Source organism: Celeribacter naphthalenivorans (assembly GCF_020524585.1).
GTDB classification, from domain to species: Bacteria; Pseudomonadota; Alphaproteobacteria; order Rhodobacterales; family Rhodobacteraceae; genus Celeribacter; species Celeribacter naphthalenivorans.
In genome coordinates, this window is the sequence record NZ_JAIVLK010000004.1 from 221,211 (window position 1) to 246,549 (window position 25,339).

The window sequence follows — 25,339 nt, forward strand, 5'->3', positions numbered from 1 at the left end:
GGTTGAAATTTAAGACAGGATTGCTACCCTATTACCAGGGTTCACGCGACGGACCCGCTCGGCACGGACGCGGCCCAAAAGGGCTTGAACTGCGTGTACGACCCGCTTGGCGCTGACGGCCATCTGCCTGTCTTTGCCCCTTGTCGCGCGGCCAGTATGGCGGGTGGGGCGCGCGGAACCTGAAGACGACATATTGAGTAAGAGCACCCAAAAGGAGCTCCCCATCAAGGATTCTATCTCCCATACCCCGTCGCAGCCCTACGCCCGCGTCGCCGTTCTTGGCGCCGGCAGCTGGGGCACTGCGCTCGCCTCCGTTCTGGCCCGCAATGGCCGCCAAGTGCGCCTCTGGGCGCGTCGCCCGGACCTTGCCCAACGGATCAATGAAACCCGACAAAATGCGGATTACCTGCCCGAGGTCGATCTTCCAAACGGTCTGACGGCCACCTCTGATCTCGCAGAGGCGCTGGCCGGTGCCGAGGCCGTTTTGATGGTCACACCCTCGTCGACACTGCGACCCATGTGTCAGGCCATTGCCCCGCTTATCCCCCAAGGCATCCCGATTGCTTTGGCGTGCAAAGGCGTCGAACGTCGTTCCGGCTACCTCTTGTCCGAAGTGGTCTCCGAAGAATTGCCCGGCCATCCGGTCGGCGCGGTCTCCGGTCCGACATTCGCGCGGGAGACCGCCTTGGATCATCCGACGGCGGCGACGGTCGCCTTTCCGTTTTCCTATGCGGATCGTTTGAACCCCGAAAAAAGCCCGGCGGCGCGTCTCGCCGTGTCGCTCTCTGGCGGTGGCTTTCGTCCCTATGTCTCCGACGATCTCGTCGGCGTCGAAGTGGGCGGCGCGGTGAAAAACGTGATCGCCATCGCCTGCGGGATGATGTCCGGGGCGGGGTTTGCCGAAAATACCCGCGCAGCTCTGATCACCCGCGGCACCGATGAGATGAAACAGCTCGCTCAGGCTCTGGGCGGGTCGCGCGAAACCGTGACCGGCCTGTCGGGCGCGGGCGATCTGACGCTGACCTGTAGCTCGACCACCTCGCGCAACATGTCTTTGGGCTATCAACTGGGCCAAGGGATCGCGCGGCCGTCCTGTTTCGAGGGTCGTCCCGTGGTGGTCGAAGGCGAGGTCAATGCCGTCTCCGTCACCGATCTGGCGCATCGCATCGGGGTGCCGATGCCGATCTGCGAAACCGTGCATGATGTGCTGCACAAAGGTGCCGATCTGCAAGCGGCCTTCACCGCGCTTTGGGCCCGTCCCATCGAGGCGGAGCCCAACGCGCTCGATCTCATGCTCACCCATCCCACCCCCAATATGCCGCTGCAATTCGGAGCCAATTCATGACTGTTCACGCCACACCGCGCCCGGCCATTGCGGCGCGCCGTTTCACCCTTGCGACCGATCTGGATGGGACGTTTCTGGGCGGCTCAGAGGAGGAGCGCAAAACGCTTTACGACTGGATCGAGGCCAATCGCGACACGGTTGGGCTGATTTTCGTCACCGGACGCGACCCGGAATTCATTATGGAGATGTGCCGCGAACAGGGGCTTCCGTGGCCTGAATATGTCGTGGGCGATGTCGGCACGACGATTGCCCATGTCCGCGACGACGGTCATGTTGAACCGATCCCCGCACTTGAGGCCGATATTGCCACGCGCTGGAACGACAAAGGCGACGCCGTGCGCGGCACGCTCGATGGCGTGTCCGGCCTGACGCTTCAGCCGACGCCGTTTCGCTACCGCGTGAGTTACGATCTGACGCCTTCGACCTATGACGCCACCGCCGAAGTGCTGGTCGAGGAGTTGGGTCTCGACTGGCTCATCTCTGACAACCGCTATTTCGACGTGCTGCCCAAAGGCGTCTCGAAAGGTCCGTCGATCAAGCGGCTCATTGCGCATCTCGGCATTCCCGAGACCCGCGTGCTCTGCGCCGGGGACACGATGAATGACCTGTCGATGCTGATCTCCGGTCTGCCGGCTGTGGCGGTCGGCAATTCGGAGGCCCCGCTCAAACAGCGGCTCTATGGCCGCGACACGGTCTATCACGCGACGGGCTTCGGTGCTGCGGGCATCCTTGAGGCCATCACCGCGTTCGACCTGCATGATGCCCCGGATCATGCTTCAAATCTCGCCCTGAAAGGAGCCTGATATGTCTTCCAATCTTGTGATCGTTTACCACCGCCAGCCTTACGAAGAGGTCGAGGTGAATGGCAAAATCGAGTACCGCGAAAACAAAAGCCCGAATGGCATCGTGCCGACGCTCAAAAGCTTTTTCGGACGGGTCGACAAGGGCGCTTGGATCGCGTGGAAACACGCCGACGATCCGGCGAACCCTGACTTTGAACGGGTGATCGAGATCGACGATGCTTACGGCAAATACACCGTTTCGCGCCTGCCCCTGACGCCGGAGCAGGTGACGAGTTTCTACCATGTCTCCTCGAAAGAGGCCTTTTGGCCGATCCTTCACGGTTTCAAGGAACGCTACAATTACGACCCGGTCGATTGGCCGACCTTCCGCGAGGTGAACTGGGCCTTTGCCGAGGCCGCCGCCGCCGAGGCCGCCGAGGGCGCCGTGGTCTGGGTGCATGACTACAACCTTTGGCTGGTGCCGGGCTATCTGCGCACGCTGCGTCCCGATGTGAAGATCAGTTTCTTCCACCATACGCCCTTTCCGAACGCCGATATTTTCAATGTGCTGCCGTGGCGCAAGGAAATTCTCGAAAGCCTATTGGCCTGCGATGTCGTCGGTTTCCACATCCCGCGCTACGTGAACAATTTCGTCTCCGCCGCGCGGTCGCTCTTGGAGGTTGAGACGCTGAAACGGGAGAAGGTGAAGCCGGAGCTGGCCTCTGAGACCTCAGCGCTTTCCGAGCAATCCGTGGTGACCGAGGTGGGCTATAACGACCGCACCGTGCGGCTTCAGGCCAGCCCTGTGGGCGTCGATGTCGACTATATCGAAAGCCTTGCGCAAAGCGACAAGACGGCGGTCAAGGTCAAGGAGATCAAGCAAGAGATCGGCGACGGTCAGTTGATCCTCTCGGTCGGGCGCACCGACTACACCAAGGGCGGCATCGAACAGCTCGAAAGCTATGAGCGCCTGTTGGAAACCCGCCCCGATCTGCGTGGCAAGGTGCGGTTGATGCATGTTTCCGTGGCGGCCAATTCCAACATGACCGCCTATGAGGAAATTCAACGCGATCTCGAACATCTCGCGGGTAAAATCAACGGGCGCTATGGCACGTTTGAATGGCAACCCATCGCGCTGATTTCGCGGCCTGTGCCGTTTGAGGATTTGGTGGCCTATTATCGCGCTGCCGATGTCGCCTGGATCACGCCCTTGGCGGATGGCATGAACCTCGTGTGCAAGGAATATTGCGCCGCGCGCACCGATGAGGACGGGGTTCTGGTGCTGTCGGAATTTGCAGGCGCCGCGGTCGAATTGGCCGCCGCCGTGCCGACCAATCCGTTCTCGCACAAATCGATGGATGGCGCGATCCAGTTTGCGCTCGACCTGCCGCCAGAGGAGCGCCGAGGCCGGATGATCTCCAATCGCAAGATGGTCAAACTGCAGGACATCCGCTTCTGGGCCGAGGATCAGATGCAGGCCTTTGGCGCGGGCGAAGTGCCGCTCGATTTGATCACCGGTGGCCAAGCGGCCTGAGCCATAAAAAAGGCCTCCCGCTGGGGAGGCCTTTTTTTTCACGTTTCTTATTTCATAGACCCGGTGTCGATGAACTTTTGGTGCCAACTCAGCGCCTCGCGCAGATCATGCGGCGCGTGACCGCCGAACGAGCTTTTCTTCGCCCGCTCGTAATAGTCGCGCAGCATGTCGCGATAGGCGGGGTGCGCGCATTTCTCGATGATCAACTCGGCCTTTTGCTTCGGATCGAGACCGCGCAGATCGGCGAGGCCCTGTTCCGTCACGATGACCTGAACGTCCTGATTGATGTGATCCACATGGCTGGCCATCGGCACGATCGCCGAAATGGCGCCACCCTTGGCGGTCGAGGGCGTCATGAAGATCGACACAAAGGCGTTGCGGGCAAAATCACCCGAGCCACCGATGCCGTTCATGATCCGCGAGCCCATCACATGGGTCGAGTTGACGTTGCCGTAAATGTCCGCCTCGATCAGACCGTTCATCGCGACACAGCCCAAACGCCGCACCAGCTCCGGGTGGTTGGAGATTTCCTGCGGGCGCAGGATCAGCTTGTCACGGTAACGATGCGCCTCGGCGTTGAACCGTTCCGCCGCCTCGGGCGAGAGCGAAAACGCGGTGGCCGAGGCCATGCGCAGCTTGCCCGCGTCGAGCATGTCCAACATGCCGTCCTGAATCACCTCGGTGAAGGCGGTCATGTTCTCGAATGGGCTGTCCAAAAGCCCCGCGAGCACGGCGTTGGTGACATTGCCGACGCCGGATTGCAGCGGCAAAAGCTCCTTCGGCATCCGGCCCATTTTCAGCTCATGGTTCAGGAATTCCAACAGGTGCCCGGCGATGTCCAAAGCGGTCTGGTCCGGTTTTGCAAAAGGCGCGTTGCGATCCGGCGTGTCGGTCTCGACGATGGCGACGATCTTCGAGGGGTCGACTTTGAAATGCGGCTGGCCGATGCGGTCGTCGGCTTTGATCAGCGGAATGCCAACCCGGTTTGGCGGCAGCGCAGTACCGTAGTAAATGTCATGCATCCCGTTGAGATGCTCGCTCTGCCACGAGTTCAGCTCAAGGATGATCTTGTCGGCGCATTCCAGCCAGGTCTTGTTGTTGCCAATCGACGATGAGGGGATCAGATCGCCCTCGGGCGTGATGCCGGAAATTTCCACCACGGCGGTGTCGAGACGCCCCAGAAAGCCCTGCCAGGCCATCGGCGCAACCTGAGACAGGTGCATGTCGAAATAGTTCATCTCGCCCTTGTTGATCTTTTCGCGCGCGATTGGATCGGAGTTATAGGGCAGGCGGAAATCAATGCCGTTGGCTTTGGCGAGCGCGCCGTCAAGCTCCGGACCCGTCGAGGCGCCGGACCAGATCTTGATGCGGAATTTTTCGCCCGCTGCGTGTCTCTCCTCGATCTTTGCGGCCAGCGCCAAAGGCACGGCTTTCGGATAGCCGGAGCCGGTAAAGCCGCTCATGCCCACGGTCGCGCCATTGTCGACGAGGGCGGCGGCGTCTTCGGCCGACATGATTTTGGACTGTAGAGATGCGGGAATAGGACGGCGCGTGATGCTCACGAGGTTTCTCTCCGGCTGTATGTAAACGCTGACTGAAAAAGCGGGGGCGGGTCCGGGGAAGAGAGGTGTCGCGATCACGCGGCTTGGTTGCCTCCTCCCACAGAGTCTCCCAATTCGCTGCATCTACGCGCCATCTGCGGGGAGCTTCCAGTCACATTCTGATGAGGCAACCCGGATATGCAATTTGCGCACAGATTTTTGAATCATTCTTTGCAAAAGCAATAAGTTGTGGTGGGTTTGCAAATGAGATTTGCAGCCGCAAACCGCTTGGGGTCATGGAAAAGGCCCGCAGGGGCTGCGGGCCTGAAACGTTCACATAGAAAGGGGGCTTAGGCGGAAATACCCCGGTCGATGCGCAGGAATTGTTTGACGCGGGACGCACCCTTCGGGCTTTGGCGTTCCCGGTCCATTTTGGCCCAAACGCCGGAGCGCCCGGTGGCACGATCTTGGCTCAAATATTGCACCAGACGGCTGGAATCGGATTGGCGATGCGGTCTGTCTGTAATGTGGCGTGTCATAAGGTCTCCTCCTCTTATGGAAGACCAGTATAGCAGATTCTGTCCGATGTGCGGCGATTCAGATCAAATCACGCAAAAACGAGATTAAATCCGCTCATGAAAAAGTTTGACGCCGATGCCAACGCCACAGGATCAGCCCGCCGGTCAAGACGATCACGAGAGACAAAAGAAACGGCGCGCCGGGCATGTACTGCGCGGTGCCGGGGCGCGAGAAGATCGCGAAGGTTTCGGTCATCACCAAGGGGCTGAGGATGGTGGCGAGCGCGGCGATGGAGCCGGTGACGCCCTGCAATTCGCCCTGTTGATCGTCGGGGGTGGCGCGGCTCATCATGCCTTGGAGCGCGGGGATGGAGATTGCGGAAATGCCCGACAGAACCGACATGATCCAGAGCATCGGCACGCTGGTGGTGAGGCCGAAGGTCACAAACACCACCGCATCCAGAAGGATCCCCGCCATGGCGACGCGGTAGGCGCCAAAGCGTTTGACCAGAGGGCCGACCAAAACCGCCTGCGCTAACCCCATAGAGACGCCAAAGGCAAAGAGCGTCATGCCGGTGGCGACCGTGTCGAATCCAAAGCGTTCTTCGGTGTAAAACGCCCAGACAGCCGGGTAGACGAAATAGGCCAACTCGTAGAGGCCAAAGACGATGAGCAACCCGGTAAGGCCTTTGAGCGAGCCGACGGCGCGGAAGGCGCCAAAGGGATTGGCGCGGCGCAAATCGAACCGGCGACGTTTTTCGGGCGCGAGGCTTTCCGGCATGACGAAGAAGCCGAACAACATATTGGCCCCGGCAATGACGGCGGCGGCATAAAATGGCGCGCGGGTGTCGATCCCGGCCAAAAGCCCGCCAATCATCGGCCCCAAGGCAAAGCCCAGTCCGAAGGCGGCATGGATATAGCCGAAATTGCGTTCGCGATCCTCTGGCGCGGAAATATCGGCCATGAAAGCCGCCGCCGTGCCGGGCGTGGCGGCGGTGATCCCGGCGATCAGACGCCCGATGAGCAAAAGCCAGATCGTCGGCGCCACAGCCATGACGAGATAATCGAGCATCATGACGAAGAGCGCCGTCAGGAGGATCGGTTTGCGACCGAAGCGGTCAGAAAGGTTGCCCACCAAAGGCCCGAACAGGAATTGCATCACGGCAAAACCTGTCGCCAAAACCCCGCCCCAGATCGCTGCATCGGCCAATGCGCGCCCGGTCAGTTCGCGGATAAGCGAGGGCATCACGGGGAAAATCAACCCGATGCCGATGGCGTCGATGAGAACCGTGAGAATGATGAACAAAATGGGCAGGCGTGTGAGCATAGGCGGTATCCAAAACAATCCCGCCTTTGTGGCCGCAAGTTTGCGCCCTGTCCATCACTCTTGCCGCACAATCCCGATCAGCAGATCCGCGAGCCGATCCGGCATGGCGAAAAACGGCGAATGCCCCGACGGCAGATGGTGGATGTGATCCTCGGGCCAGCCTTGGACCATCTTGCGCTGTTCCTCAGGCGGGATGACGCGGTCGTTGTCGCAGATTACATAGTGACGCGGCAGCTCGGTCGAGGCCGCGGTGATATGGAGCGGCGTTTCCTGCGGGGCGATGGCTTGCGGGCCGAGATGGGCCTTGGCGAAGTCGGTGACCTCCTCGGGGCAATCGTGGTAGAGTGCTTTGATCCCAGTGTCCGCTTTGAACCGAAAGGCGCGGCCATCGTCGGTGCGTTCGATCAGGTCGAGCACAGGCTGATCGGCGGCGTTGCGGCGCATGTCGGCAAGGCTCATCCCGTCTTGTGGCACATAGGCGCAAATATAGACGAGGCTGGCGATTTTCTCCGGCGCGGTCTCCGCCGCGGCCGTGATCGGATAGCCGCCCGCGGAATGGCCGACCAAGACAACCGGCCCACCGTGTTTCGCGATGTCGGCCAGAATGGCGTTGCGGTAGCGCTCCAAAGTGATCTCGGTGTAATCCGTCCGGCTCTCTCCATGCGACGGCAGATCGAGCGCGCGGGCTTTGACACCCCGGCGCTCAAGCTCTGGCAAGAGATCGCGCCAGCTCCACGCGCCATGGGCGGAGCCGTGGATCAACAGGATCGCGGGCTCAGCCATCGTCATGCTCGCCGTGGGAATGCCCGTGAGAATGGTTGTGAGAGTGATCGTGGTGATGGTGCCCATGATCGTGAGGATGATTGTTCAACATCGGCATGTGATCATGCGGGTTCGGATCGCGCCGGACATGGGCGATCTCACTCAGGAACTGTCTCAGGATCGCGGCATAGTCTTCGGGCGCATCGACGGGCGGCAGATGGCCGGAGCGGCGCATCAATTGAAATTGCGCGCCGGGAATGACGCCCAGCGTTTCCTGCACCAGATCGGGCGGGGTCGAGCCGTCATAGCCGCCCGCGATGCCCAGACAGGCAAGCCGAAGCCCCGAGGTCGGCGTGTAGAAATCCGTGCCCGCGATGGCGGCGGCACAGCCGAGATAGCCCTCCAGCGAGGTGTCCAAAATGGACTGCCCCCAGCGCTTGGCCTCTTCTGTCTTGCGAAATCCGGGGGCGAACCAACGCTCCATGGTGGGGGCCACAAGGGCCTCCATGCCTTTGGCGCGCACCTCCGCGATGCGTTTGTCCCAGACGCTGCGCACGCCGATCTTGGCCGCCGTGTTCGACAGCACCAGCGCACGCACCTGATCGAGCCGCTTGACCGCCAGCCCCTGCGCAATCAGCCCGCCGATGGAAATGCCGACAAACACCGCGTCTTGCACTTTGAGCGCGTCCAAAAGCCGTTCGGCATCGCGCACCAGCGCGCCCATCGCATAGGGGCCTTTCGGCACGTCCGACCCGCCATGGCCGCGCAGGTCATAGCGAATGAGCCGCAAGCCTTCGGGCAGATGCGGCAAGACCGCGTCCCAGAGATGCAGATTGGTCCCCAAGGCATGGGCAAAGACCACGGGCGCGCCGTCTTCCGGCCCGCTCACCTCGACATTGAGCGACAGCTCTCCGATCTCGACCCGCATCTGGTTCTCCTTTTTTCAGGGCACCATAGGCGGGGCGCAGGGGAGGCTCAACCTCATGCGCGCCTAATGGGCGACGGTCGCCAACCCCACAAAGATGAACCCCATGCCAAGCGCCAGCCGCGGCGTGATCTGTTCACCGATCAGACAGGCAAAGCTCAAGACGATGGCCGTCTCGACCGCGATGACGATGAGATAGAGCTGGCTGACCGGGGCCTGCCGCAAAAGGATGATTTCGAAGATGATCGCAGCGAGAAGCCCCGCGACGATCAGACAAAGGCCAAAGGGCGAGGGCATCGCACCGGAACTGGCCACAAGCTTCATCCCGACGGTGGCAAGGGCATAGCCCGCTCCGACCAGGACCAGAAACACCAAATGGTGCGTGGGAAGCGCAAACATGGGACTCCAAAGATACACGAGTTAACACACGCGAAAGAGCCTATGACGCGGCGTGGCCCTGATACGCCGTGCAATCTGACCCTTTGCGCCGTTACGTTGAACGTCGCTGACCTTTACGTCAAGTCCGGTAAACCTGTCTTTCAGGCCTCTTTTTCAAACCTCTATGCGGGCAAGGAACCGCGCGATCACATCGAGGCTTTCCGGCTCATCGAGAAACGGCACATGTCCGCGATCCTTGATCTCGGCGGCGATCATGTCGGGACGGCGGCGCTGCATTTCCTCCATCGTGCTCTTCGGCAGAAGATTGGAGTTCTCGCCTCTCAAAAGCGCCAAGGGCAGCCCGTCGAAGGCTTCGAAGAGGGGCCAGAGATCGGGCAGGGCGCCTGTGACGCTTTGCGCCTCGATGGCGTCGCGCAGGCGCGGGTCATAGCGCAGCTGCAGGCGGTTTTCGCCCTCCGTCCAGATGCGGCGGGCGTACGTGAGCCATTGATCGCGGCTCACGTTGGGGAATTGCGCGCCCAGGGCTTTGGGCAATTTGTCGGCGGCATCCTCAAAACTGCGGTAAGCCGAGGGACGGCCAAGGTAGTCCATGATCTGCGACAGGCCTTGTGGGTCCATCTCCGGCCCGATGTCATTGAGCAAGACGCCCGCCAGCCGCGCCTTCGCGGTCACGGCCAGCGCCATGGCGATCAACCCGCCGCGAGAGGTGCCCAAAATGGCGGCCTTCCCGATCGCGAGATGATCAAGCAGCGCCAGCGCATCGGCGCTTTCCTGTGGGATCGAATAGTTCATCACATTCGGATCATGATCGGAGGCGCCGCGGCCGCGGCTGTCGAGGCGAATGATCTGCGCGTCGCCTGCGAAATGATCGACCACGGGGTCGAAATCGTCCATGTTGCGCGTGAGGCCCGCGAGACAGAGCACAGGCACGCCCGTGCCCTGAACGTCATAGGCCAGATTGAGCCCGTCGGATGTGGTGAAATAGTGAACCATAGTGCGCCCCCTTTCTCAAAAGAGTGCCATGGAGCGGGGCGGATGAACAGTCTTAGATCGGCCTAGAGCAACCCGGTCAAAAGCCAGAAGCCACCGGTGAAATGCACCGTGAGCACAAAGGCATAACAGGACATCACCAAAAGCGCCTGATTGTGGGTCAGGCGTTCTTGTGCCGGGCGGCGGCGATGCAACAGGCTTTGGAAACCGGCGGCGGCGAGGATCGCCATGGCGATGGAGTGATCGCGCAAAGCGGCGGAGGCAAAGGCAGCACTCATAAAGAGGGTCACGAAGGTCCGCATCTGCGGCCAGAAGGCGTCGGAGACACTTTGCACCACACGCCCGCCACCAAAGGGCAAAAACGGCAGGAGCATCAGGAAATTGAACGAGCCCAGCATGATCGCCATGACGCGCAGCACATTGGCACTCTCCGGGGCGATGGGGGCCAGCACATGAAACAGGCCAAAGCCGATGATCATCGGCGGGATCGCAAGTGCGGGCGCATAAAGCGCAGCAAAGCTTTCCTCAAGCGCGTGATCGAAAGGCCGGTCGGAGCGGGGTGCGGCCATGAAGGGCAGGGGCACGAGGCGCACGCGGGCGACGTCATGGCCGATGATGCGCACTGCCAGAGCCGAGCCGATCTCATGCAAAAGCACCGCGAGGACAAAGCCAAAGCCGAACATCGGCGAGGTCAGAGTGGCCACCGCGACCGTGATGACAAAGCCGATGAGCACGCCCACACCATTGAACCCGCTGGCCCGGATATGCCCCTCGGTCGGGGCCGGGCTGGTCACAAGCGGCAGGGCCATGAGGCCGAGGGCAAGGGCGAGCAAGAGAAAGATCATCGGTGAGTCGGACCGCGCGTTCGAATAATATTTGAGGTTTTGATGGGTCTTAAATGTGGCGACAATGTGGCACAGAGGGCTGCGCGGCGCGAACTTCGGCGCGCAGAACGCAGTGTTTCCGCAGCCGCAACATTGCGATCGGCACCACCTTCGTGGCAACAGTGGCGGGCAAAAAACAGCTGCGCTTTGTCAGGACGCTTGCCTGACCGCGCGAAGGCTCTACCCTGTGCAAAAAACAGTGGCTGGAGGCCCGGATGAACAGCACGGTGGAAAAACTCCGCGAAAGCCTGCGGGATTTGCAACTTCAGCTCGAAAAAGAGGCCCATGAGGCCCGCGAACGGTTCCAATATCGGTTGTCGAACGGGCGTGTGATCTTCGAAGAAGAGGCCCGCAAACGCGGTCGTCTCCTGCGCGTCCGCTGGTCGGTCTTTTTGCGCCGCGCTCGGCCCTGGGAAATCGTCACAGCACCGGTTATCTACGGGTTGATCATCCCTTTTGCCCTGATGGACCTTTTTGTGACGGTCTATCAAGCGATCTGTTTTCCGGTCTACGGCATCCCAAAGGTCGAACGTAAAAAATACATCGCCGTCGACCGGCACAAACTGACCTATCTCAACTTCATGCAGAAACTGAACTGTGTCTATTGCGGCTATTGCAATGGGCTTTTGGCCTATGTCCGCGAGGTGGCGGGGCGCACGGAATATTACTGGTGCCCGATCAAACACGCGCGCAACCTGCCGGACCGGCACGAGCAATATCAACATTTCCTCGAATTCGGAGATGGTGAGGCGTGGGATGAGAAATTCATCGAAATGAAGGGCCGCGCGCGGGCCTGTGAAAGCTGCGACAGCTGCGGGCCGGGGGGCTGTCACTGAGAGGGTCTAAAGGTGCACTTGTCAGGCGGCGGTGCAGTCGCTCGCCCTTGTAATATGCTGAAACACGGGCCGCTCTTCAGGATCTACAAAAAGGCTTTCGACCGATCCACCCGCATGAAGTGCCGGACCGAAACTGTCCAACGGGCATATCCAGTCATCTAAGATGTCACCGTCGAAGTAATCGGCGGTCAATTCCGAGTTATAGACGACATAGTGATAGGTCAGCCTGTCCTCCGACGCGAGGATACGTACCAAAAGCACTCCAGGCTCCGCGTCCGCCGGAAGCGAATCCGCAAGGTTCATGGCAACATGCCGGAAATAATGTTCAACGCCGAGTTTCTTCACCCACATCGCATCAAATTGCAGGGTTTCCCCGCCTTCAAGCGGTCTAAGTTCGGCCGTTACAAGAGAGTTGCCAAGACCCTTGCCCACCCCCCAGATCAAGAGCCCCATGACCACGAGGGCCGAAGAACCCTGCGCTAGTTTTGGGTTTTTCTCAGCGGCCTTTTGGGCCGCGCCCGCCTTGAACAGCATGTAGAACACGCCGAAAGGCACGAAAAGCACGAAGGTGCGTTTGCGGCTGCCGCAGAGGTCGCGGGATCGCGCCTGAGCGATCATGCTCATAAGCACACCGGACAGAGTAAGCCCCAAGAGGTAAGATGGCATCAGGAGGGAGAGCCAGCCGGTCGCAAAGGCTCGGCCGGCCCAAAGGAAACTGCTTTCATTCAGATTGATTAGAACGACGATGCTGGCCAGAGCGAGAAAGAATTTTGCGCGCCCCATAGGCGCAAGATGCTTGCCGATCCCCAAGGCCCATGCCAGCAAACCCGATGCGATCAAAAGGGCATATGCGCCGAGCATGATGGCGCTTGGAGTCTGATAGGTCATCCAAATGTAAAATGCGTACATGGCAGAAAGGCTTTTCTGATGGCAACAAATATTCAGGGAATTGTGTCTTTGCGACGCAGGCAAGGCAATCCTTACGGCTGACAAAACAGGCCTCGTATCAAATACGACACAGCCGCCCGATCATCCGCTCAGCGCAACTCTTCCAGCGGCGTCCAGCCGAATTCCAGCGCGCGGCTTTTGAGATCAAAGGCAAAGGCATTGCCGCCGCCCGCCGGCTGATCGGCGCTGCGCGAAATCGGCGCGTCCGTGAGCGACAGCATCAACAACGTGCCGACGCCTCCGTGGCCGCAGATCAGAATGTCGCCCGCCTCGTCGTGCCCCGCGTGCCCCGCAAGTGCTGTTTCCACCGCGTGGACAGTGCGGGTCTGGGCGTGGCGTGCGGGTTCCCAGCCACGGATGCTCTCGTCGGGATGTGCGAAAAAGGCGTCCGCCATGGCCTCGAACTCCTCGGGCGGCAGGAAGCCCGTCGCGGAGCGGTCGTTTTCATGCAGCGCGGACCAGGCGGTCAGCGGCAGGGATTTGGCCTCGGCAAAATGCGCGGCGGTTTCCATCGCTTTGTTCTCGGATGAACTGACGATGCGGGTGACGTTTTGATGCCATAAAGACAGTAAAGCCGCCTCCAATCGGAGACGGCCTGTGTGATTGAGACCCCAGCGGGGGACGGGCACCTCCCTGTCCAGCGCGATTTGCGGATGGGACAGGTAGAAAACCCGCATCAGAGATTTTCGATCCGGGGCATGCCCATGATGTGATAGCCACCATCGACGCGGATGATCTCGCCGGTGGTGAAAGCGCCACCGTCAGAGGCCAGATAGACCGCCGTGGCACCGACCGCTTCGAGCGTCGCGTTGGACTGCATCGGCGCGTTTTGTTCGGCGTGCTTATACGTCCGGCGCGCGCCGCCGATGGCGGAGCCTGCGAGCGTTTTCATCGGGCCGGGGGAGATCGCGTTGACGCGGATGCCCTCGGGGCCGAGATCGTTGGCGAGGTAGCGCACGGAGGATTCGAGCGCCGCCTTGGCCACGCCCATCACGTTGTAATTCGGCACGACCATGTTCGAGCCCTCAAAGGTCAACGTCATCAGGGTGCCGCCCTCGGTCATCAACTCGGACGCACGTTTGGCGACGTCGATGAAGCTGAAGCACGAGATGTGCAGCGAGTTCTTGAAATTCGCTTCGGTGGTGTCGCGGAACCGGCCCGTGAGTTCGGATTTGTCCGAATAGGCGATGGCGTGGACGACGAAATCGAGCTTGCCCCATTTGTCTTTGAGGGCCGCGAAAGCCGCGTCCATCTGTTCGGGGTTGGTCACATCGACATCGACCATCGTGTCGGAGCCGACGGAGCTTGCCAGCGGCTCAAGACGTTTGCCAAAGGCCTCGCCCTGATAGGTAAACGCCAGCTCCGCGCCTTCATCGGCACAGGCTTTCGCGATGCCCCAGGCAATGGAGCGCTCATTGGCGACGCCCATCACGAGCCCGCGTTTGCCTTTGAGAAGATCAGCCATCTGTGTCTCTTACCCCAGATATTTCGACAACAACATCGAGCCGTTGGTGCCGCCGAACCCGAAGGAGTTGGTCATCACCGTATCAAGGCCCGCATTTTCCACCAGTTTGGTGGCAATCTCACCCTCGTTGATCGCGGGATCAAGCGTCTCGACGTTGATCGAGGGGATGATGAAATCGTTCTGAAGCGCCAGCAAGCAATAGACCGCCTCTTGTGCGCCGGTCGCGCCCTGAGAGTGGCCGGTCATGGATTTCGTCGAGGAAATCACCGGGGTTTGACCTTCGCCGAACACTCGACGGACGGCTTCGACTTCGCCCACGTCGCCCACAGGCGTCGAGGTGCCATGCGCGTTGATGTAGCCGACCTTGCGGCCCTCTTCGAGGGTGGAGAGCGCCAGACGCATCGCGCGCTCGCCGCCTTCGCCGGAGGGCGCCACCATGTCGGCGCCGTCGGAGGTGGCGGCAAAGCCGGTGACTTCGGCGTAGATTTTCGCACCGCGGGCTTTCGCGTGTTCCAGCTCTTCGAGCACCAGAATGGCCCCGCCGCCGGAGATTACGAACCCATCGCGGTTCGCATCAAACGCGCGCGAGGCTTTCTCGGGCGTGTCGTTATATTTGGAGGACATCGCGCCCATGGCATCGAACAGGCAGGACAGGGTCCAGTCGAGTTCCTCGCCACCGCCCGCGAACATCACGTCCTGTTTGCCCATCATGATCTGCTCGGCGGCATTGCCGATGCAGTGCAGGGAGGTCGAACAGGCCGAGGTGATCGAGTAGTTGATGCCCTTGATCTGATAGGCCGTCGCGAGGTTGGCGGAGATCGTCGACCCCATGCATTTCGGAACCGCAAACGGCCCGACGCGCTTGGTGGACATCGATTTGAGCACAGACTGGTGCGCGGTGAACATGGCCGAGGTGGACGGACCACCGGAACCCGCAATCAGACCCGTGCGCGGGTTGATCACATCGCTCTCTTCGAGGCCGGAGTCCGCAATCGCCTGGTTCATCGCGATATAGGCATAGGCCGCACCCGGTCCCATGAACCGCAGCGCACGCTTGTCGACATGTTCTTTGATGTCAATGTCCACGGCGCCCGCGATTTGCGAGCGGAACCCGTATTCCTTCATGTCTTCATTGGCGGTGATGCCAGATTTGCCCGTTTTCAGAGAGGCAAGCACTTCTTCGGCATTCGTGCCGATGGAGGAGACGATCCCGAGACCTGTGACGACGACGCGACGCATGGGCGTATTCCTTTTGTTTGAGTTCGACTGTGTCCTGAGATCAGCTCTCGGACAGCGCGACTTTCATATCCTTGACCTGATAGATCACTTCGCCGTCTGCTTCGACGATGCCGTCCGCGACGCCCATGGTCAGGCGGCGGGTCTGGATCGCCTTGGTGAAGTCGATCTTATAGGTCAGCATTTTGCGGTCCGGGCGGACCATGCCGGTGAGTTTCACTTCGCCAACGCCAAGCGCATAGCCGCGCCCCTGCCAGCCGCGCCAGCCGAGGTTGAAGCCGGTGAGCTGCCACAACCCATCGAGGCCGAGACAGCCGGGCATGATCGGGTTGCCGGGGAAGTGGCACTCGAAGAACCACAGATCGGGCGTGATGTCGAATTCCGCGATCACGTGACCTTTGCCATGCGCGCCGCCATCGCCGGAGATCTCCGTGATGCGGTCCATCATCAGCATCGGCGGCGCCGGAAGCTGGGCGTTGCCCGGCCCGAACAGCTCACCGGCTGCGCATTTCAAAAGGTCTTCTTTCGTGAAGCTCGTCGGATAATCTGCCATCGGTCTGCGCTCTGCCTTCTACATCTCTTTAAGTCGCACCCCCTCTATCACCCGGTGCCCCGCGCGTGCAAGGCGCAAGAGAAGAGGTCGCACTCATGGTTTCGCGCCATGATATAAGGGTTTTGATCCAACGTGTAAGGGATTTCCGATTGAATTTCGCATTCCTTTTCCCCTATATTCGCCTCTGTACCCAGGAAATGAACGCACATGACCCAGATCGCAGACACAGAAATTCGCCGTGGTGAGGCTTGGTTGGCCGGGGGCGGCGTGCGCCCGACGCGTCAACGCGTGGCGCTGGCCACGCTTTTGGTCGGCGACGGGCATGACCGCCATGTGACCGCCGAAAGCCTGTTCGAAGCCGCGCAGGATGCTGGCGAAAAAGTGTCTCTGGCCACGGTCTACAACACGCTGCGCGCCTTTTGTCAGGCCGGTCTGATGCAAGAGGTCACGGTCGATGGCACCCGCAGCTATTTCGACACCAATATGGACGAGCACCCGCATTTCTTCTGGGAAGACAATGGCGAGCTGACCGATGCGCCGTCTGAACAGCTCAAGATCGAACGCCTGCCTGTCGCGCCCGAAGGCATGGAGATCGCCTCCGTCGATGTGGTGATCCGCCTGCGTCCGAAGGCCAAACACTGAGCTTTTCACGTTTTGCCCAGCTTTTGATCGGTGCTGTCCTTTGCGCCGTGCCGGGGCTTTGTGTCGCGCAGAGCATGGGGCAGGGGGCTTTGCCTGTCCGTTTCGATCCTGAGCGTTTCGATGAGACCTCCGAAGACGACCAATTCCATGTGTTCTTCACGGATCGTGAGTTGCTGGCCGATGAGACATGGTATGTGGTGGGCCGCTGCCAGACGGCGCCTGAACCGGCGTCCTTGACGGTGGTTGCTTTCGCGCATCTGGCCGACACGACGGTCTATCTCACGTCTTATGGCTATACTGCCGACCGCCAGGTCTGTGTCGTCAATCCCGATGATGCCCCGCCCGCCTTTTGGCGCGCGTATGAGAAAAGGACGCCTTGATGGTTTTTATCGGTGAAGATGGGCAAAGCCGCTGTTCCTGGTGCGCCAGCGACCCGGAATATATCCGCTACCATGACGAGGAATGGGGCTATCCGGTGTCCGATGACACACGCCTCTTCGAGAAAATCTGTCTCGAGGGCTTTCAGTCGGGCCTGTCGTGGTGGACGATCTTGCAAAAGCGCGAGAACTTTCGCGCGGCCTTTGAGGGCTTCGATTTTCACAAGGTCGCCCAATTCGATCAGAGCGACATTGAGCGGCTGTTGCAAGACAAAGGCATCGTGCGCCACCGTGGCAAGATCGCGGCCACGATCAACAATGCCGCCCGCGCCATCGAGATGCAGGCAGACTTCGGCAGTCTGGCCGCGTTTTTCTGGCGCTATGAAGGCCGCGAAGAGGCGCTGCACATCGAGGGCGTGCCCTCGGTCACAGAGACCTCGAAGCGCCTGTCGAAAGACTTGAAAAAACGCGGCTGGAACTTTGTCGGGCCGACCACCTGCTATGCCTTCATGCAGGCGATGGGGTTGGTGAACGATCATCACCCGGACTGCGCGCATCACGCCAATGCCGAAGCCCTGCGCGCTGCTTTCACGCCGCCTGCGGTGGCCTGAGACGGCAATTCGTCATCGAGCAATTCGACTAAGCTGGGTCATCGTGAGACATGCGAGGCCAGCCCCTTGAGCCAGGCACGCAGCGGCGCAGGATCAAACACGGCCAAGCCCGCCAATGCCTGCGTCGCCACCATTAGCTCTGTGTCCCATGCCTGTCGTTCCGCTTCAACCGCCTCTGGTAAGGGCAGCGCGGCGGCGGCCTTGAGCATCTGGCGCAGCTCCTGAACGTCGCGCATCTGGCGAAAGGCCTCGATCATCGGGCGCGCCAGTCGCGGTTGATCTCTCCACGTCTGCTCGAAAAGGGCCGTGACCTTTTGCCCGGCGCCAAGGCATTCAAAGGCGACGCAGCCGCGATAGCCCCGCTCGGGCAATTGCGCATGGATCGCACAGGAAAACCCATCGAGATTGTGGCACGGTAGCCCCGCAGGCTTGTCATGGCCAAACATCTCGCCCGCATCGAACGCCAAAGCCATGCAGCACAGCGCGGCGCAGTTGGAACAGTCTGAGGCGAACTCTGAAGTCATGCCGCCATTTGACGCCAAACAGACCTGTGATCAATAAAAAAGGCGGCCCGCCCATCGCGCGCCGCCCTGTTTCCTTTGCTGAGCAAATACTCGGCTTAAACGATTTCCACCAACTCGATGGCAAAGGTCAGATCTTCGCCCGCCAGACGATGGTTGGCGTCGAGCGTCACTTCCTCGTCGGTCACTTCGACGACGGTGACGGGGATCACCTGGCCCTGCGGCGACTGCATCTGAAGCTGAAGACCCACCTCGAGCGGGATTTCCGCCGGGATTTGCGCGCGCGGCACGGCCTGTTGCGCGTCGGGATGGCGCTGGCCATAGGCCTCATCGGCGACGGCGACGATGGTTTTCTTTTCGCCCACGGTCATGCCCGGCAGATGCTTATCCATGCCCGGAATGATCTGGCCGGAGCCAACGGTGAATTCCAGCGGGTCACGGCCCTCGGAGCTGTCAAAGACGGTGCCGTCCGCCAGCGTGCCGGTGTAGTGAATGCGTACTTTGTCGCCCGATTTAACTTCGGTCATGAAGGTGTCCTAACTGTTCGGGGTGAGTTTTTGGGGCCGCGTCTTTGCGGGTGCCCAATGACGATTGCGCGAGAGGATAGGCGGTGATCTGTGAAATGCAACCCGATGGCGGGAAAAAGCCGTAAAAGTCGTCATAATCGCTCGAATAGCATGTGAACGCGTTTTCGGGGAAAACGCTGCCTCACATGCGGGTGTTTTAGAAACCTTGAGCAGATTGAGAGGGGGGGCACGCGTTTTGGCTTGGCCAAAACGCTCTTAGAACCACTGCCCCGGTTCCATCAGCCCCAAGTCCAGCAATTGCTGGCTGTGCCATTCGAACTCGGTCGAGTTGTGCCACATGAAATTGTGGATGTCATAGGTCGAGCCGGCGTTGGTTTTCAACGCTTTGGCGGTGCGAAACGACGCGATGGTGGCGGTCAGGTTGTGGTGCCAGGGGCAGGCGTAGGTGTTGTATTCCTCATCGTTGAACAGATGTTCCTCGCTGAGCCTCAACCCCTTCTTGGCCTTGAAAATCGCGATCCGGTCGATGCGACGACGATGCGGTGGCATGTGCTCTTCGAACCGCCATCTGAGCCCGCCGAAAAAGTCGAGCTGACGGTCCTTTTGATGTCCCTCCGCGTCATTGCGGCCCAAGGCGTAATAGCCGGAGCGGTCGAGATGCGCGTCCTCCAGAGAGACCGCATTCGGATGCGCGCTCAGGTCCTCGGCGTAGAGATCGGCGACATAGCAAAGCATCGCGTCGCGCCGCTCTTCGGTGTGAAAGGTGAGCATGTCCGTGATTGTGCGCGTCTCGCAGAAGGGAAAGAACAGGTATTCCGCGTTGTAGCAGTAATACATCCAAATCCCTGGTGCGGCCTCGATCATCCGGTTGACGGCGTCAGACAGCATTTTGGGCGCGCGGGTGGCGTAGCGGATGCGATGAATTTTCGCCTCCAGCCCCTCCGGCAGGCGCACGTCGTCAGGCGCGAACAAAAGCACCTGTTTGAAGCCCAAAGAAAGGTGATGGCGCAGCGTTGTGTCGACCTCGACCAGATCCTCGGCAAAGATCATCGCAATTGGCCCTTTCAACAGGGCCTCTTTGCCGTCGGTGAGAAATGTGTCGAGGCTGTCGTACCGCATCTGTGTCCTTTGCCGGGAGAGTGTCCCCGTTTCGGGTAAAAAATGCATGAAGAGCAGGGGATTGCAAGGATTGCGGAAACAGTCTTTCCGCCTGCCGCCGCGGCTGTCTCTCTTGTGCCGCAGAAAGATGCCTGAGGTGCGAAAGGGGAACTGGGTAAAACCCGTTTGATCCATCTGGCCTGTTGCGGTAGAGAAGCGCCTTAATTCCCAGCATGCGTGGACCCCTCCTCATGGCCGAGACACCGAGCAACACCAAAAAGCTGTTCATCAAGACCTATGGGTGCCAGATGAACGTCTACGACAGCGAACGCATGGCCGAAGCGCTGGGCGGGTCGGGTTACACCGAGGTGTCGTCGCCTGAAGAGGCGGATATGATCCTTTTGAACACCTGCCACATCCGGGAAAAGGCGGCGGAAAAGGTCTATTCCGAGCTGGGCCGCTACAAGGATCTCAAGATTGCAAATCCCGAGCTCAAGATCGGCGTGGCGGGCTGTGTGGCTCAGGCCGAGGGCGAGGAGATCATCAAGCGTCAGCCAATGGTGGACCTCGTGGTCGGCCCGCAGTCCTATCACCGCCTGCCGGAGCTTGAGGCCAAGGCGGGGCATGGCGAAAAGGCGCTCGACACGGATTTCCCCGAGGAGGACAAGTTCGAAAAGCTGAAGTCCCGGCCCAAAGCAAAACGCGCCCCGGCGGCGTTTCTGACCGTGCAGGAAGGTTGTGACAAATTCTGTGCTTTCTGCGTTGTGCCCTACACGCGTGGCGCCGAAGTCTCGCGGCCTGTGGCGCGTGTGCTCGATGAGGCGCGCGATCTTGTTGAGCGTGGCGTGCGTGAGATTACCCTTTTGGGTCAGAATGTTAACGCCTATCACGGCACAGGAGAGGGCGGCACTTGGGGGCTTGCACGTCTCATTCGCGAGCTGGCCAAAGTCGACGGGCTGGAGCGCATCCGCTTTACGACTTCGCACCCGAACGACATGGAAGACGACCTGATCGTCGCCCATGGCGATTGCGACAAGCTCATGCCCTATCTGCATCTTCCGGTGCAGTCCGGGTCGGATAAAATCCTCAAGGCGATGAACCGCAAACACACCGCCGAAGAGTACCTCCGCCTGATCGAGCGCATCCGCGCCGCACGCCCTGACATCGCCATGTCTGGCGATTTTATCGTCGGTTTCCCGGGCGAGACGGATCAGGATTTCGAGGACACCATGAGCCTCGTGCGCGAAGTGGGCTATGGCTCGGCGTTTTCGTTTAAATACTCGCCGCGTCCGGGCACGCCCGCCGCCGAGAAAGAGGCCAAGATGGTGGACCCGGATGTGGCCTCAGAGCGGCTCTACCGTTTGCAGGAGTTGATCACCCAGCAACAACGCGCGTTCCAAGACGCGATGGTGGGGCGAGAGGTCTCCGTTTTGTTCGAACGCAAAGGCCGCCTGCCGGGGCAGATGGTTGGAAAATCCGAATATCTTCATGCAGTTCACGTCACCGATGAGGTTGCCGTGGGCGACATTCAGCGTGTGAGAATCACTGAAAGTGGACCAAACTCTCTGGGCGGTGTGCTGCTGCGCTGAGGCATGGTTTTGACCCGGGGCTTGACCTAAGGGCAAAGAGATTTCCTTCGGCTTATGCTTGGATTGTCAACAATTGTGCGAAATGTATGATTTCGTTCAGAGATGAGCCACAATATCTGGTTATTTTCCTTCACATGGCCCCAAAGTTTGCTATCCTTTAACCACAATATTGGTGAGTAGGGCGCAGGCAGCCAGTGGCTGCAGGGGCGCATCTGTTGTGGGCGGCCCGAAAACGTGAACATTTGGGGGACGGAAGACGTGACCATCGAATTTCTCAAAAAGGGCCGCGCAGGGTTTGCTGTGGCTGCCAGTTTGGGCTTGGCGATTGCCACCATGGCGACAGCGCCGGTTCAGGCGCAAATGGTGCCTGGCGTTGTGAATGGCGAACGCTATGTGCCGACGATCTGGATCGATCCGGATGGCTGTGAACATTGGGTCATGGACGACGGCGCCGAAGGCTATATGGACCTGAAAGTGGACCGTCAGGGCAACCCGACCTGTCACCCGGTGCAAAGCTGTGCCGTGATGAATTCGGATCAACTGTTTGCCACCGATAAATACGCGATTTCCGCGGCAGGCCGCAAACGCCTCACGGACTTCTTCTCTCAGGCGAACGCCACGGCCTATATCATCATCGGTCACACCGACAGCCGCGCCTCTGACGAATACAACATGCGCCTGAGCTACAACCGCGCCAATGCGGTGGCCAAGATCGCGCAAAGCACCGGCGCTCGGATCGCCGATGTGCGTGGCTATGGCGAACGGATGCCGACAGCCTCCAATGCGACCGCCGCTGGCATGCAGCAAAACCGCCGCGTCGAAATCATCTGTATCAAGTGAGGAGAGTGACGATGAACGTCCTGAAATCCATCGCCCTTCTCGCCGTCCTCGGCTCCACCACCGCCTGTACGGAGGCGGTGATGGGCGAAGCGGGCTATGAGTCGCACAAGAAAGACAAAACCGTGGACCGTGGGTTCGACAGTAAACACCTGTCCACTCTGGTGGCTGGCATCTGGATCGATCCGATCGGTTGTGACCACTGGATCATCGACGACGGTGTCGAGGGATACCTCTCCGCACGTGTCGACAAATACGGCAAGCCGGTCTGCTCCGGTGTCGCGGAGCCCAACACCGCGATTGGTCCCTATAAAGACGGCTCGTCTTTCCCTGATCCGGTCTAAAACCGCTCATGATATGTGATTTTCAACGGCCACTCCCCGAGGGTGGCCGTTTTTCATCGTTAAGGTTTTCTGCCTGTTTTTTGATCATTTGATTGCGGGTTGGGCGGCCCCTTGCAAAGCCATTTGCGAAGATTTTGTGTCCCCGCTTGCCAGGACCGCAATCCCTTGGCACCATGAGGGAAGGAATGATCACCAGAGTCGGACCATAATCGGAGAGACATATTTGGGCCTGAGCGCGTTGACACCCCCGAAATCGCAGGACGCAGTCCACGAAACGCTTCTTGAATTCCATGACAACAGGTTGCTGATTGACCTGTGCGGCGAATTCGACCGAAACCTCGCTCAGATCGAGCATAAGCTCGAGGTTCAGATCGTCCGACGAGGCAATATGTTGTCCGTCATGGGCACTGGCTCCGCCCGTGGCCGCGCAGCCTCCGTGTTGCAAGAACTTTACGGCAAACTCGAAGCCGGTCGCGAGATCGAACCCGGCGACATCGACGGCATGATCCGTATGGGCGAGACGCCGGCGGATAAGGGATTGCCGGGCGATCAGATGGAAATGTTCCGCGGCGGCGAGGTCGAGATCAAGACCCGCAAGAAACTCGTGGAGCCCCGCACAGAGGCGCAAAAGACCTATGTGCAGAACCTGTTCAAAAACGAATTGGCTTTCGGCATCGGGCCTGCGGGCACCGGCAAGACCTATCTTGCCGTCGCAGTCGGCGTGAACATGCTGATCAACGGCCATGTCGACAAGATGATCCTGTCGCGTCCGGCCGTCGAGGCGGGGGAGCGTCTGGGCTTTTTGCCCGGCACGCAGGACGAGAAGGTCGATCCCTACATGCAGCCGCTTTACGATGCGCTGAATGATTTCCTGCCCGCCAAGCAGGTCGCGAAGATGCGTGAGGAAAAGACCATCGAGATCGCGCCTTTGGCCTTCATGCGGGGCCGTACTCTGAGCCGCGCCTTCGTGGTTTTGGACGAGGCGCAAAACGCCACCACCATGCAGATGAAAATGTTCCTGACCCGTCTGGGCGAAGGCTCGCGCATGGTGATCACCGGCGACCGATCCCAAGTCGATTTGCCGCGCGGCGTGCAATCGGGTCTGCGCGACGCCGAACGTATCCTCGCGGGCGTGCCGAACATCTCGTTCAACTACTTCTCGTCGAAAGACGTGGTGCGTCACCCGCTTGTCGCGGCGATCATCGAGGCCTATGAAGCGGACGAGGCTCAATAAGGGCACAATAACCGCAGGTGGACGCCGTGGACGTGATCATCGAAGACCCGCGCTGGGATGAGGCGGGATTGGAAGAGCTGACAGAGCGCGCATTTGCGGCGCTCTGTTCGCATTTGGGGCTGGAGGCGGAGCTCTGCGAAGGCTCGGTGCTGGCCTGTGACGATGCCCGGATCAAAGTGCTGAACGCGGATTTTCGCGAGAAAGACAAGGCAACGAATGTGTTGTCCTGGCCTGCTGAGGAGCGTGCCACGCCCGGCGCACGTCCGCCGATGCCGGAGGAGGACTTCGACGGCACCATCGAATTGGGCGACATCGCGATTTCATACGACACCTGCGTGCGCGAGGCCCAAGAGGCCGACAAGCCGATGGCGGATCATGTCACGCATTTGATCGTTCATGGCCTGTTGCATTTGTTGGGTTATGATCACATATCCGACCAAGATGCCGAAATTATGGAAGGCACAGAGGTCGAAATACTTGCAACCTTGGGGTTGGACGACCCATATTAGGCGAACGGCCACGTTTGGGCCGCCACAAATTGAAAGGACGTATGTTGGAAAGGGCACATGGGCGACACTGAGCCTGGGTCTTCTATGGCAGCGCAGAGCGCGCCAACGGACCCCATAAGTAAAACGCAGAGCCACGCGAACGACACAAAGATCCCCACAGGTGTAAAATCCGCAGGTTGGTTCGATCGCATCAAGGCGGCGTTTTCCTCTAAACCCGTTAAAACCCCGACGATTGCTGACACACCGGCCCCTGCCGCACAGGTCCCGCCTGCGCAGCGCCCGGGCATGGTCAACCTGCGCCGCATGCGTGTGGATGATGTGGCCGTGCCGAAAGCGGATATCGTCGCCGTTCCCTCCGACATCCGAAAAGAGGATTTGGTACAGGTCTTCCGCGAAAGCGGCATGACCCGTCTGCCGGTCTACAAAGGCACGCTCGATACGCCCGTGGGCCTCGTGCACCTGAAAGACTTCGCGCTTCAGCACGGCTTTAACGGCAAGGGCGCGGAGCGTTTCAACCTCAAGAAAATGCTGCGCCCGCTGATCTTCGCGCCGCCCTCCATGCCCATCGGCATCCTGCTGCAAAAGATGCAGTCGGACCGGATGCATATGGCTCTGGTGATCGACGAATACGGCGGTGTGGATGGGTTGGTGACGCTCGAAGATCTGGTCGAACAGGTGATCGGCGAAATCGAAGACGAGCACGACATCGACGAGGATGTGTTCTGGAGCCAGACCGCCCCCGGCGTGTTTATCGCTCAGGCCAAAGCCCCTCTGGACGAGTTCGAGGCCGCGATTGGCCTGCGTCTTGCCGATGAGGAAGAGGACGAGGAGATCGATACGCTGGGCGGTTTGGTCTTTTTGCTCTCGGGCCGCGTGCCCGCGCGTGGCGAGGTGATCCCGCATCCATCAGGGGCCGCGTTCGAAATCATCGACGCCGACCCGCGCCGGATCAAACGCATCCGCGTGCGTCTTCCTTCCGCCGTCAAACCCAAGACCGAGGCCTGA

Annotated in this window: 28 protein-coding genes and 1 pseudogene; 13 read left to right on the forward strand and 16 right to left on the reverse strand. The window is 60.1% G+C overall.

The window, feature by feature from the left end; all coding sequences use genetic code 11:
• Positions 1-235 precede the first annotated feature (235 nt).
• The 3 genes from LC094_RS10460 to ggpS are packed head-to-tail and all read left to right on the forward strand — an operon-like array spanning position 236 to position 3,661.
• Positions 236-1,345 (forward strand): NAD(P)H-dependent glycerol-3-phosphate dehydrogenase, encoded by a 1,110-nt coding sequence (locus tag LC094_RS10460; protein WP_226552909.1) that lies wholly within the window; start codon positions 236-238, stop codon positions 1,343-1,345.
• Entirely contained in the window at positions 1,342-2,148 is an 807-nt protein-coding gene (locus tag LC094_RS10465; protein ID WP_226552648.1) for an HAD family hydrolase, read from the forward strand. The genes LC094_RS10460 and LC094_RS10465 overlap by 4 nt, the downstream gene beginning before the upstream one ends.
• A gap of 1 nt (position 2,149) precedes the next feature.
• Complete coding sequence (gene ggpS / locus LC094_RS10470; protein ID WP_226552650.1) at positions 2,150-3,661, forward strand: glucosylglycerol-phosphate synthase; 1,512 nt, start codon at positions 2,150-2,152, stop codon at positions 3,659-3,661.
• 47 nt (positions 3,662-3,708) lie between these two features.
• On the opposite strand, the gene LC094_RS10475 is transcribed toward ggpS, so the two are convergent.
• The 8 genes and pseudogenes from LC094_RS10475 to LC094_RS10515 form a co-directional block, all read right to left on the reverse strand.
• Positions 3,709-5,223 carry an acetyl-CoA hydrolase/transferase family protein gene (locus LC094_RS10475; RefSeq protein ID WP_319003292.1) on the reverse strand — a complete coding sequence of 505 codons (1,515 nt, stop codon included), beginning with the start codon at positions 5,221-5,223 and terminating at the stop codon, positions 3,709-3,711.
• A 329-nt stretch (positions 5,224-5,552) separates the two neighbouring features.
• Positions 5,553-5,741, reverse strand: a complete 189-nt coding sequence (locus LC094_RS10480; protein ID WP_226552654.1) for a hypothetical protein — start codon at positions 5,739-5,741, stop codon at positions 5,553-5,555.
• Between the two features lie 94 nt (positions 5,742-5,835).
• Positions 5,836-7,047, reverse strand: coding sequence for a TCR/Tet family MFS transporter (locus tag LC094_RS10485; protein ID WP_226552656.1), 1,212 nt, complete (start codon positions 7,045-7,047; stop codon positions 5,836-5,838).
• 54 nt (positions 7,048-7,101) lie between these two features.
• Positions 7,102-7,830, reverse strand: coding sequence for an alpha/beta fold hydrolase (locus tag LC094_RS10490; protein WP_226552658.1), 729 nt, complete (start codon positions 7,828-7,830; stop codon positions 7,102-7,104).
• A gap of 124 nt (positions 7,831-7,954) precedes the next feature.
• Positions 7,955-8,737: pseudogene (pcaD, locus tag LC094_RS10500) on the reverse strand (3-oxoadipate enol-lactonase); the annotation flags it as partial.
• A 63-nt stretch (positions 8,738-8,800) separates the two neighbouring features.
• A complete protein-coding gene (locus LC094_RS10505) occupies positions 8,801-9,133 on the reverse strand; it encodes a 5-aminolevulinate synthase (protein ID WP_167601759.1) in 333 nt (110 codons plus the stop codon).
• A gap of 153 nt (positions 9,134-9,286) precedes the next feature.
• On the reverse strand, positions 9,287-10,126 hold the full coding sequence (locus tag LC094_RS10510; RefSeq protein ID WP_226552660.1) for an alpha/beta fold hydrolase: 840 nt from the start codon (positions 10,124-10,126) through the stop codon (positions 9,287-9,289).
• Positions 10,127-10,188: 62 nt separating this feature from the next.
• The gene (locus LC094_RS10515; protein ID WP_226552662.1) at positions 10,189-10,968 is read right to left on the reverse strand and encodes a zinc metalloprotease; all 780 of its coding nucleotides are present in this window, start codon (positions 10,966-10,968) and stop codon (positions 10,189-10,191) included.
• Positions 10,969-11,222: 254 nt separating this feature from the next.
• On the opposite strand from LC094_RS10515, the gene LC094_RS10520 reads away from it, so the two are divergent.
• Complete coding sequence (locus tag LC094_RS10520; protein ID WP_226552663.1) at positions 11,223-11,843, forward strand: hypothetical protein; 621 nt, start codon at positions 11,223-11,225, stop codon at positions 11,841-11,843.
• Between the two features lie 21 nt (positions 11,844-11,864).
• Here LC094_RS10520 and LC094_RS10525 read toward each other — a convergent pair whose 3' ends face one another.
• From LC094_RS10525 to fabA, 5 genes are all read right to left on the reverse strand, one after another.
• The gene (locus LC094_RS10525; protein ID WP_226552665.1) at positions 11,865-12,815 is read right to left on the reverse strand and encodes a hypothetical protein; all 951 of its coding nucleotides are present in this window, start codon (positions 12,813-12,815) and stop codon (positions 11,865-11,867) included.
• 65 nt (positions 12,816-12,880) lie between these two features.
• Positions 12,881-13,468: a histidine phosphatase family protein gene (locus LC094_RS10530; RefSeq protein ID WP_226552667.1), complete on the reverse strand. Its 588-nt coding sequence runs from the start codon at positions 13,466-13,468 to the stop codon at positions 12,881-12,883.
• The gene (locus tag LC094_RS10535) at positions 13,468-14,256 is read right to left on the reverse strand and encodes an enoyl-ACP reductase FabI (protein WP_226552669.1); all 789 of its coding nucleotides are present in this window, start codon (positions 14,254-14,256) and stop codon (positions 13,468-13,470) included. Before LC094_RS10535 ends, LC094_RS10530 begins: the two co-directional genes overlap by 1 nt.
• A gap of 9 nt (positions 14,257-14,265) precedes the next feature.
• Positions 14,266-15,495 carry a beta-ketoacyl-ACP synthase I gene (fabB, locus tag LC094_RS10540; RefSeq protein ID WP_226552671.1) on the reverse strand — a complete coding sequence of 410 codons (1,230 nt, stop codon included), beginning with the start codon at positions 15,493-15,495 and terminating at the stop codon, positions 14,266-14,268.
• Positions 15,496-15,535: 40 nt separating this feature from the next.
• Positions 15,536-16,045, reverse strand: a complete 510-nt coding sequence (fabA, locus tag LC094_RS10545; protein ID WP_219785690.1) for a bifunctional 3-hydroxydecanoyl-ACP dehydratase/trans-2-decenoyl-ACP isomerase — start codon at positions 16,043-16,045, stop codon at positions 15,536-15,538.
• Positions 16,046-16,252: 207 nt separating this feature from the next.
• Between fabA and irrA the strand changes: the two genes are divergently transcribed.
• Genes irrA through LC094_RS10560 form a run of 3 tightly spaced genes read left to right on the forward strand, consistent with a single transcriptional unit; the run spans position 16,253 to position 17,675 of the window.
• Positions 16,253-16,687 carry an iron response transcriptional regulator IrrA gene (gene irrA, locus LC094_RS10550; RefSeq protein ID WP_226552673.1) on the forward strand — a complete coding sequence of 145 codons (435 nt, stop codon included), beginning with the start codon at positions 16,253-16,255 and terminating at the stop codon, positions 16,685-16,687.
• Positions 16,688-16,710: 23 nt separating this feature from the next.
• The gene (locus tag LC094_RS10555) at positions 16,711-17,067 is read left to right on the forward strand and encodes a hypothetical protein (RefSeq protein ID WP_226552675.1); all 357 of its coding nucleotides are present in this window, start codon (positions 16,711-16,713) and stop codon (positions 17,065-17,067) included.
• Positions 17,067-17,675 carry a DNA-3-methyladenine glycosylase I gene (locus LC094_RS10560; RefSeq protein WP_226552677.1) on the forward strand — a complete coding sequence of 203 codons (609 nt, stop codon included), beginning with the start codon at positions 17,067-17,069 and terminating at the stop codon, positions 17,673-17,675. The genes LC094_RS10555 and LC094_RS10560 overlap by 1 nt, the downstream gene beginning before the upstream one ends.
• Before the next feature lie 38 nt (positions 17,676-17,713).
• Here LC094_RS10560 and LC094_RS10565 read toward each other — a convergent pair whose 3' ends face one another.
• From LC094_RS10565 to LC094_RS10575, 3 genes are all read right to left on the reverse strand, one after another.
• On the reverse strand, positions 17,714-18,199 hold the full coding sequence (locus tag LC094_RS10565) for a hypothetical protein (RefSeq protein ID WP_226552679.1): 486 nt from the start codon (positions 18,197-18,199) through the stop codon (positions 17,714-17,716).
• A gap of 95 nt (positions 18,200-18,294) precedes the next feature.
• Complete coding sequence (locus LC094_RS10570) at positions 18,295-18,723, reverse strand: FKBP-type peptidyl-prolyl cis-trans isomerase (protein WP_219785683.1); 429 nt, start codon at positions 18,721-18,723, stop codon at positions 18,295-18,297.
• 255 nt (positions 18,724-18,978) lie between these two features.
• Positions 18,979-19,842, reverse strand: a complete 864-nt coding sequence (locus tag LC094_RS10575; RefSeq protein WP_226552681.1) for a glycosyltransferase family protein — start codon at positions 19,840-19,842, stop codon at positions 18,979-18,981.
• A gap of 230 nt (positions 19,843-20,072) precedes the next feature.
• Here LC094_RS10575 and miaB point away from each other — a divergent pair, with 230 nt between their 5' ends.
• The 6 genes from miaB (at position 20,073) to LC094_RS10605 (ending at position 25,339) form a co-directional block, all read left to right on the forward strand.
• Positions 20,073-21,410 (forward strand): tRNA (N6-isopentenyl adenosine(37)-C2)-methylthiotransferase MiaB, encoded by a 1,338-nt coding sequence (gene miaB, locus LC094_RS10580; RefSeq protein ID WP_226552684.1) that lies wholly within the window; start codon positions 20,073-20,075, stop codon positions 21,408-21,410.
• A gap of 333 nt (positions 21,411-21,743) precedes the next feature.
• Positions 21,744-22,250, forward strand: coding sequence for an OmpA family protein (locus tag LC094_RS10585; protein WP_264186465.1), 507 nt, complete (start codon positions 21,744-21,746; stop codon positions 22,248-22,250).
• 11 nt (positions 22,251-22,261) lie between these two features.
• Positions 22,262-22,591, forward strand: coding sequence for a hypothetical protein (locus LC094_RS10590; RefSeq protein WP_226552688.1), 330 nt, complete (start codon positions 22,262-22,264; stop codon positions 22,589-22,591).
• Between the two features lie 223 nt (positions 22,592-22,814).
• Positions 22,815-23,825, forward strand: coding sequence for a PhoH family protein (locus LC094_RS10595; protein ID WP_226552690.1), 1,011 nt, complete (start codon positions 22,815-22,817; stop codon positions 23,823-23,825).
• Positions 23,826-23,842: 17 nt separating this feature from the next.
• Positions 23,843-24,334 carry an rRNA maturation RNase YbeY gene (ybeY, locus tag LC094_RS10600; RefSeq protein ID WP_226552698.1) on the forward strand — a complete coding sequence of 164 codons (492 nt, stop codon included), beginning with the start codon at positions 23,843-23,845 and terminating at the stop codon, positions 24,332-24,334.
• Between the two features lie 57 nt (positions 24,335-24,391).
• The gene (locus LC094_RS10605; RefSeq protein WP_226552700.1) at positions 24,392-25,339 is read left to right on the forward strand and encodes a transporter associated domain-containing protein; all 948 of its coding nucleotides are present in this window, start codon (positions 24,392-24,394) and stop codon (positions 25,337-25,339) included.